At 60.9% G+C, this 8,172-nt stretch carries 6 protein-coding genes and 1 pseudogene; 1 reads left to right on the top strand and 6 read right to left on the bottom strand.

Annotated features, from left to right (window positions below; translation table 11 throughout):
• Positions 1–11: 11 nt before the first annotated feature.
• Entirely contained in the window at positions 12–1,268 is a 1,257-nt protein-coding gene (gene arcA, locus ACO6VD_RS04525; RefSeq protein WP_422417314.1) for an arginine deiminase, read from the bottom strand.
• 31 nt (positions 1,269–1,299) lie between these two features.
• On the bottom strand, positions 1,300–2,727 hold the full coding sequence (arcD, locus tag ACO6VD_RS04530) for an arginine-ornithine antiporter (RefSeq protein WP_400174226.1): 1,428 nt from the start codon (positions 2,725–2,727) through the stop codon (positions 1,300–1,302).
• Between the two features lie 441 nt (positions 2,728–3,168).
• Here arcD (ACO6VD_RS04530) and arcD (ACO6VD_RS04535) point away from each other — a divergent pair, with 441 nt between their 5' ends.
• Positions 3,169–4,596, top strand: coding sequence for an arginine-ornithine antiporter (gene arcD / locus ACO6VD_RS04535; RefSeq protein ID WP_422417315.1), 1,428 nt, complete (start codon positions 3,169–3,171; stop codon positions 4,594–4,596).
• A 99-nt stretch (positions 4,597–4,695) separates the two neighbouring features.
• Here the strand turns inward: arcD (ACO6VD_RS04535) and ACO6VD_RS04540 are convergent, their stop codons facing one another.
• The 4 genes and pseudogenes from ACO6VD_RS04540 to ACO6VD_RS04555 all read right to left on the bottom strand — a co-directional run bounded on the left by ACO6VD_RS04540 (position 4,696) and on the right by ACO6VD_RS04555 (position 8,035).
• Complete coding sequence (locus ACO6VD_RS04540; protein WP_400173730.1) at positions 4,696–5,451, bottom strand: methyl-accepting chemotaxis protein; 756 nt, start codon at positions 5,449–5,451, stop codon at positions 4,696–4,698.
• 102 nt (positions 5,452–5,553) lie between these two features.
• Positions 5,554–6,900 (bottom strand): annotated as a pseudogene (locus ACO6VD_RS04545) (HAMP domain-containing protein); the annotation flags it as partial.
• 35 nt (positions 6,901–6,935) lie between these two features.
• A complete protein-coding gene (locus ACO6VD_RS04550) occupies positions 6,936–7,361 on the bottom strand; it encodes a YbaN family protein (RefSeq protein ID WP_422417316.1) in 426 nt (141 codons plus the stop codon).
• Between the two features lie 59 nt (positions 7,362–7,420).
• Positions 7,421–8,035, bottom strand: a complete 615-nt coding sequence (locus ACO6VD_RS04555; protein ID WP_400173717.1) for a biliverdin-producing heme oxygenase — start codon at positions 8,033–8,035, stop codon at positions 7,421–7,423.
• Between the last annotated feature and the right edge of the window lie 137 nt (positions 8,036–8,172).

Consider the following 8,172-nt stretch of genomic DNA (forward strand, 5'->3'; position numbering starts at 1 on the left):
TGATGGTCGTTTTAGTAGTCGATAGGGTCGCGAACAATTGGGCAGGTCATGCAGTGACCGCCGCCGCGACCGCGGCCCAGTTCGCCGGCGCTGATGGTGATGACTTCGACACCCGCCTTGCGCAGCAGGGTGTTGGTGTAGGTGTTGCGGTCGTAGCCGATGACCACGCCAGGCTCCACGGCCACCACGTTGTTACCGTCATCCCACTGCTCGCGTTCGGCGGCGAAGCTGTTGCCACCGGTTTCGACGACGCGCAGTTTTTTCAGGTTGAGGGACTCGGCCACCACGTCGAGGAAGGTTTTATCCTCGCGGCGTACGAACATGCCGTAAGGCTTGCTCTCATCTGGAGTGATGACGAACGGTACGATTTCCTTGACGACTTCAGGGAATACCGTCACCAGGTCGCGGTCGCAGAAGCTGAACACGGTATCCAGGTGCATCGCAGCACGGGATTTTGGCAGGCCGGCAACTACCACTTTTTCCACCGCGCCTTTGGCGAACAGCGACTGAGCCAGTTGGCCGATAGCTTGACGCGAGGTGCGCTCGCCCATGCCGATCAGTACCACGCCGTTGCCGATCGGCATGACGTCGCCGCCTTCCAGGGTCGACTTGCCGTGGTCTTTATCCGGATCGCCGTACCAGACTTCGAAGTCGGCACCGGTGAACTCAGGGTGGAACTTGTAGATGGCGGTGGTCAGCAGGGTTTCCTGACGTCGCGCTGGCCAGTACATCGGGTTCAGCGTCACGCCACCGTAGATCCAGCAAGTGGTGTCACGGGTGAACTGGGTGTTTGGCAGTGGGTCGAGCAGGAAGCTGGAGTGGCCCAAGTAGTCGCGGTACATCTTGATCACGCTGGCGCCATCGCTTTCCGGCAGGTCTTCACCGGCCACACCGCCGATCAGGAACTCGGCCAGGTGGCGTGGCTCAAGGCCTTCGAGCCAGCTGCGTACCTCGTTTTTCAGGCCCACACCAACGGTGTCATCGGTGAGTTTGCGGTCAAGGATCCATTTCAGCGCTTCGGGAATGGCAACGATATCAGTCAGCAGATTGTGCATTTCCAGCACTTCGATGCCGCGCTCACGCATTTTGGTGACGAAGTCGAAGTGGTCGCGCTTGGCCTGATTGACCCAGATGACGTCGTCGAACAGCAGCTCGTCGCAGTTGCTCGGCGTCAGGCGCTGATGCGCCAGGCCAGGGGAGCAGACCATCACTTTGCGCAGTTTGCCGGCTTCGGAATGGACGCCGTACTTAACTTTATCGGTGGACATGGTTCTTACCTCCAAGTAAACGAATTCGGGTTTAAAGAGTCAGGAAGCCGTCATAGAGACCGTAGGCAGCCACCAGGGCGCCGACGACTACAGCGGCGAACAGCAACTTCTCCACGTTGGTAAAAATCGGTTGGCCGACTTCGCGCTTGGCCTTGGCAAACAGGATCACGCCAGGGGCATAGAGCAGAGCGGAGAGCAGCAGGTACTTCACGCCACCGGCATACAGCAGCCAGAGCGCGTAGATCAGGGCGATACCGCCGATGATCAGGTCTTTCTTGCGTTCGGCCAGGGCTTGTTCATAAGTCTCGCTGCGCCATGCCAGCAGGAAGGCATAGGCCGCCGACCACAGGTAAGGCACCAGGATCATCGAGGTGGCGAGGTAGATCAGCGACAGGTAGGTACTGGCCGAGAACAGGGTGATGACCAGGAAGATCTGCACCATGGCGTTGGTCAGCCACAGGGCATTGGCCGGTACATGGTTGGCGTTCTCGCGGCGCAGGAACTCCGGCATGGTGTGGTCTTTGGCGGCGGCAAACATGATCTCGGCACACAACAGTACCCAGGAGAGCAGGGCACCGAGCAGCGAGATGATCAGGCCGACGCTGATCAGCACCGCACCCCAGTGGCCGACCACGTGCTCAAGCACGGCTGCCATCGACGGGTTCTGCAGTTTGGCCAGCTCGGGTTGAGTCATGATGCCCAGCGACAGTACGTTCACCAGCACCAGGAACAACAGCACGGTGATGAAGCCGATGACGGTGGCCTTACCCACGTCCGAACGTTTTTCTGCCCGGGCCGAGAAGATGCTCGCACCTTCGATGCCGATGAACACCCAGACGGTGACCAGCATCATGTTGCGCACCTGGTTCATCACGCTGCCCAGGTCGGGGTTCATGGTGCCCCAGATGTCAGCGGTGAAGATGTCCAGTTTGAAGGCGAACAGCGCGATCAGAATGAACAGGGCCAGCGGCACGACCTTGGCCACGGTGGTGACCAGGTTGATGAAGGCCGCTTCCTTGATTCCGCGCAACACCAGGAAGTGCACGGCCCAGAGCAGTACCGAGGCGCCGATGATGGCGGCCGGCGTGTTGCCCTCGCCGAAGATCGGGAAAAAGTAGCCCAGGGTACTGAACAACAGCACGAAGTAGCCGACGTTGCCTAGCCAGGCACTGATCCAATACCCCCAGGCCGACGAAAAGCCCATGTAATCGCCGAATCCGGCCTTGGCGTAGGCATACACACCGCCGTCGAGGTCCGGCTTTCGGTTGGCCAAGGTCTGGAACACAAAGGCCAGGGTCAGCATCCCGATTGCGGTGATGCCCCAGCCGATCAGCACAGCGCCTACATCAGCACTTGCAGCCATGTTTTGTGGCAGCGAAAAGATCCCGCCGCCGATCATAGAACCGACTACAAGTGCCACCAGTGCACCAAGTCGTAGTTTTCCGGGAGCGTCTGACATCGAATAACTCCGTATCAGGAGAAGAGATGGCGCTAGAGTAAATCCAGCGACGTATTCATGAGCTGATTCAGGTCAGTTAATAGGACAATCCATTGCTGTCAGTGACTGAAATCGCTCCCCCGGAGTATGCCGATGGCAGTGCTGCAAGCCTCGTGCACAGGCACCTCCATGGTGTTTTAGAGCATTCGCTCTGACAGCCTGCGAGATTTGAAGCTAGCCCGTTTCACAGGTTTCGCAAATTTTTGACAAGATTTTCTAGTATTTACTTGTTGCAACGGCGGTAGTGCACAAAACTCACCATTTAGTTCGCGTGGTATAGGCGCCATAGTTATGAAGGGAATAGTTTTAAAGACGGAATATTTATAAACGCCTAGACTGCACATATATTTAACTCAGGGTGAACCCCTGAGGTTACAAAGACGAGACAGAAAGGGGATTTGCATGTCCGAACCTGGACAAAAGCTGCGCCTGGGTGCGTTGATCGCGCTGGTGGTCGGGTCGATGATCGGTGGCGGGATTTTCTCCTTGCCGCAGAACATGGCCGCCCGTGCCGATGTCGGCGCGGTATTGATCGGCTGGGGCATCACCGCGGTGGGGATGCTGGCGCTGGCGTTCGTGTTCCAGACCCTGGCCAACCGCAAGCCGGAGCTCGACTCGGGGGTGTATGCCTATGCCAAGGCCGGGTTTGGCGACTACATGGGTTTCTCGTCCGCCTGGGGTTACTGGATCAGCGCCTGGCTCGGTAACGTCGGCTACTTCGTCCTGCTGTTCAGCACGCTCGGGTTTTATTTTCCGGTGTTCGGCGAGGGCAACACGCCGATCGCGATTGCCTGCGCCTCGCTGCTGCTGTGGGCGGTGCACTTTCTGGTGCTGCGCGGGATCAAGGAAGCGGCGTTCATCAACCAGGTGACCACCGTGGCCAAGATCGTGCCGCTGGTGATGTTCATCGTCATTGCCGCAGTGGCCTTTCGCGCCGACATCTTCACGCGTGACATCTGGGGCTTGAGCAACCCTAAATTCGGCAGCGTGCTCGACCAGGTGCGCAACATGATGCTGGTGACGGTGTTCGTGTTCATCGGCATCGAGGGCGCCAGTGTTTATTCAGGCAGGGCGCAGAAGCGCTCGGACGTGGGCAAGGCCACGGTGATCGGTTTCATTGGCGTGCTGGCCTTGCTGGTGCTGGTCAACGTGCTGTCGCTCGGAGTCATGACCCAGCCGGAACTGGCGGCCTTGCAGAACCCGTCGCTGGCTTCGGTGCTGGAGCACATCGTTGGCCCTTGGGGGGCGTTGCTGATCAGCATCGGCCTGGCGATTTCGTTGCTCGGTGCCCTGTTGTCCTGGGCCTTGCTCTGCGCCGAGATCCTCTTTGCCACAGCCCGCGACCAGACCATGCCGCGTTTCCTGACCAAGGAAAACGCCAACCATGTGCCGGCCAACGCCCTGTGGATGACCAACATCATGATTCAGCTGTTTCTGCTGATCACGTTGTTCTCGGCCGGCACCTACACCAGCCTGATCTACCTGGCGTCATCGATGATCCTGGTGCCTTACCTGTGGTCGGCGGCCTATGCCGTGCTGCTGGCGGTGCGCGGTGAGACGTATGAGGGCCATGCCGGCAGACGCCGCAAGGATCTGCTGATCGGCGCAATCGCCCTGGTCTATGCGGTCTGGCTACTGTATGCCGGTGGATTGAAGTACCTGCTGCTGTCGGCACTGCTGTATGCCCCAGGTGTGATCCTGTTTGCCCGGGCCAAGCATGAGCAGGGCCAGGCGCTGTTCACCCATTGGGAAAAGCTGATTTTTGCGGGGGTGGTGATCGGGGCTGCGGTGGCGGCGTATAGCCTGTATGCGGGACATCTGACATTGTAGGAGCGGATTTATCCGCGATGGACTGCAGAGCAGTCCCGACTTTTGGGGCCGCGCTGCGCCCCATCGCGGATAAATCCGCTCCTACACCACAATATCAATTCAAACCCTGAACTGATCCATCAATGCCATTTGCTGTGACGACAGGGTGTTGAGCTGGCTGCTCACCTGCGCCGACTCAGCGGCCTGCCCGGTCAGGGTTTCGGTCACGCCGCGGATCGCCGAGACATTGCGGTTGACCTCTTCGGCAACCGCGCTTTGCTGCTCGGCGGCGCTGGCGATCTGCAGGTTCATGTCGCTGATGACGGTGACCGCTTCGCTGATCCGGTCCAGGGCTTCGACGGCCTGGTGAATCTGTCCGGCATTCTCCTGCGCCTTGCCGTGGCTCGAATGCATGGTAGCCACCACTTCGCGGGTGTTGCTCTGGATGCGTTCGATCACCTGGCGGATTTCCTCGACCGAGTCCTGGGTGCGGCGGGCCAGATTGCGCACCTCATCGGCAACCACGGCAAAACCACGGCCACTCTCACCGGCACGGGCCGCCTCGATCGCCGCGTTGAGGGCCAGCAGGTTGGTCTGTTCGGCGATGCTGCGGATGACTTCCAGTACCGAGCCGATTTTTTCGCTGTTCTGCGCCAGCACTTCGACTTCGCCCACTGCCTTGCTCACTTCCTCGGCCAGCACGGTAATGTCGCGGGTGCTACGTTCAATGATTGCCATGCCGTCCTTGGCCGAACGGTCGGCACCACGGGCAGCGTCGGCAGCGCTGGCGGCACTGTTGGCGACGTCATGGGCGGTGGCACTCATCTCGTTGGAGGCGGTGGCGACCTGATCGATCTCGCGGAACTGCACCTGCATGCCTTCACTGGTACGCCGGGCGATGGCCGAGGACTGGTCTGCGGTGGTGCGCGCCTGGGTGATGCTCTGTTTGATCTGGGCGATGGTCGGTTGCAGCTTGTCGAGGAAGCGGTTGAAGCCCGAGGTCAGCCGTCCCAGCTCATCCTGACGGGCATAGCGCAGGCGCTGGGTGAGGTCGCCGTCGCCGCTGGCAATGTCTTCGAGCATGTTGGCCACAGTATTCAACGGCCGGGTGACGCCGGTTGCGGTCAGCCACATCAACAGCAGACCACCCAGGCCGGCCAGGGTGGCGAACAGCACCACCTTGAGGGTGCCACGGGTGCGAGCGTCCTCTAGGGTGGCTTGCAGGCTGATGGCATCGGCCAGCAGCACCTGCTTGGGCAGGTCGATGACGATGCCCCAGGCTTTACTGTCGGCGATCGGTTGCACGGGGTTGAGGGCACGGACGGTGTCGCCCTGTTCAAGGATCAGCGCCTGGTTGCCGGCGAGTTTCTGGACCACCTGCTGGCCGTCCTGGCCCAGGGTCTGGCCGATATTCTTGCCGACCTTGGCAGCATCATCGCTGTTGGCCGCCAGCAGCCCGCTGGGAGAGACGATCATCAAATGCCCGGCGCCGTTAAACAGCGCCTGCTGGGCTTGGGCGGCAGCGGACTGGAGAATGTCGAGGGAAATATCCACACCTGCCACAGCGATCACCTTGCCGTTGTGCAGCAGCGGCACGGTGATGCTGGTCATCAGCATCTGCTTGCCACCGACGGTGTCGGCATAGGGCTCTAGCAGGCAGGCGCGGGTGCTGTTCAGTGAGCAGGTGTACCAGACGTTGTACGGGGTGCCGCTGAGGTTGAGGTCGGTCTTGTTCAGGTCGACATCACTGATCACCGTGTTCAGCGCCTCGCCTTGAGCCCGGCTCCAGTAACTGGCGAAACGCCCGCTTTCGTTGCTCAGGTGCTTGGCATCGTTGGCAAAGGCGCTGTCGTCCCCGCCCATGGCTTGCGGCTCGAACGCCAGCCAGATGCCGAGCACTTTCGGATTGCGTTTGAAGCTGGTGGCCAGGTTCTGATTGATGGCTTCGCGCAGGTCGCCGGCGCTCAGGCCACGGTCGCGTGCCAGTTGCTGCAGGTCCTGAACCTGGTCGGCGAGGGCGGTGATGACGGTCTGGCTGTCACTGAAGGTGCGCCGCAGCATCTCGGCCTTCTCCCCAGCGCGGGCCTGCAGGAGCGCCTGGACGTTGTGGGTGAGCATGGTGGTGCTGGCTTCGCCGACCAGCTCATCGCTCTGGTGCGATTGATACAGGTTGATGCCGACGACCAGGGCAACCACGCCGAGCAGGCAAAGGCCGGAGAGCAGAACGATTTTCAGGCGGATCGAGAGCGTGTCGAACATGGACGTACTCGCTAAGGGACAGGCCAGGAGGGGACCGAACCGAAAAGGCGGTTCGATTCGCCACATCCATTTAGCGATATCAGAGCATCGGCGTTATAGCGTTAACCATGAGTGCGTGCCGATGAGCGGTCGCCGAGGTTCAAGGGTGCGGCTTCGGGGCGCGACCAGATCCACAGGTTGCCCAGGGCCATGCCGCCAATGGCGAGAAACACCGGCCAACGATGCTCGAGGAAGACCAGCATCAGGCTGGCGCACACCAGCATGCTGACGGTGGCGCTGAGCTTGGCGCGGCGCTGGATCACCTTGCCATTGCGCCAGTTGTGCAGGATCGGCCCGAACAATCGATGATTCTCCAGCCAGGCACTCAAGCGCGGCGAGCTGCGGGTGGCGGCCCAGGCGGCGAGGAGAATGAATTCGGTGGTAGGCAAGCCAGGCACGACGATTGCCACCAGGCCGACGGCCAGGCTGACGTAGGCCAAGAGGCCAAACAACACGCGTGAGAGTTTCGAGGCAGAGGGGCGGGTCATGGCGTCGTCGGTTGCACGGGTAAGGCCCGGTTACCACGAGGGTAACCGGGTACGGCGCATCAGGCCAGTTCGGCTTTAGGCGCAGTCGCGTAGGCGTGTTTGAGCAACTCGGTGAAGCGCTCGAACGCTGCCACAGCGCCCTGTTCGGCCTTGGCCTCTTCTTCCTGGCTCAGTTCCAGGCCGTCGAGGATGCGCGTGAACTGTTTCCAGCCCTCGGCACGGCCACCGGCTGGTTCGCCCAGGTGGCGGGCACCGAAGCTGTCGGACAAGCCCAGGCCCACAGCGCGCTTGATCAGGAACGCGGCGCCGAGCTTGGAGCCTTCGGAGACGAAGATCCAGCCCATGGCTTCACCCAGGCTCGGGTTCTGCACGGCACCGGCAAAGTCGGCCGGGATTGCGGTATCGAGGTCCGCCAGGTCCAGGCCGGCTTGTTCGGCGCGGCAGCGTTCGGCCAGGTCAGGGACAATGGCGATCAGCTCGGGGTTGGTGTACAGCGCCTTGAGTTCGTTCTGGAACAGGTACTGGGCAACCACGAAGCGGGCGAAGCTTTCGCGGGTTTCGAACGGCGCGTGGGATTTGACCAGGGCGTCCAGCTCGGTATGCGGGGCATGGGTCAGCTGGTTCAGGCGTTGCGAACGCAGGCTGGCGCGTTCGGTGGTGGTTGCGGCGGTCATGGTGATTCCTTGCGAAATGGGCGTGCCTAGTTACTAGACGAACAAGATGACGCACGACAGTAAAAAATCCTCACCTCATCGCGGGGGGAGAAGACCCCACGGAGGGGATGGTGCCCCCACGCCGTTTTAAGCCCCCC

Source organism: Pseudomonas sp. GZD-222, assembly GCF_049310525.1.
Classification (GTDB): domain Bacteria; phylum Pseudomonadota; class Gammaproteobacteria; order Pseudomonadales; family Pseudomonadaceae; genus Aquipseudomonas.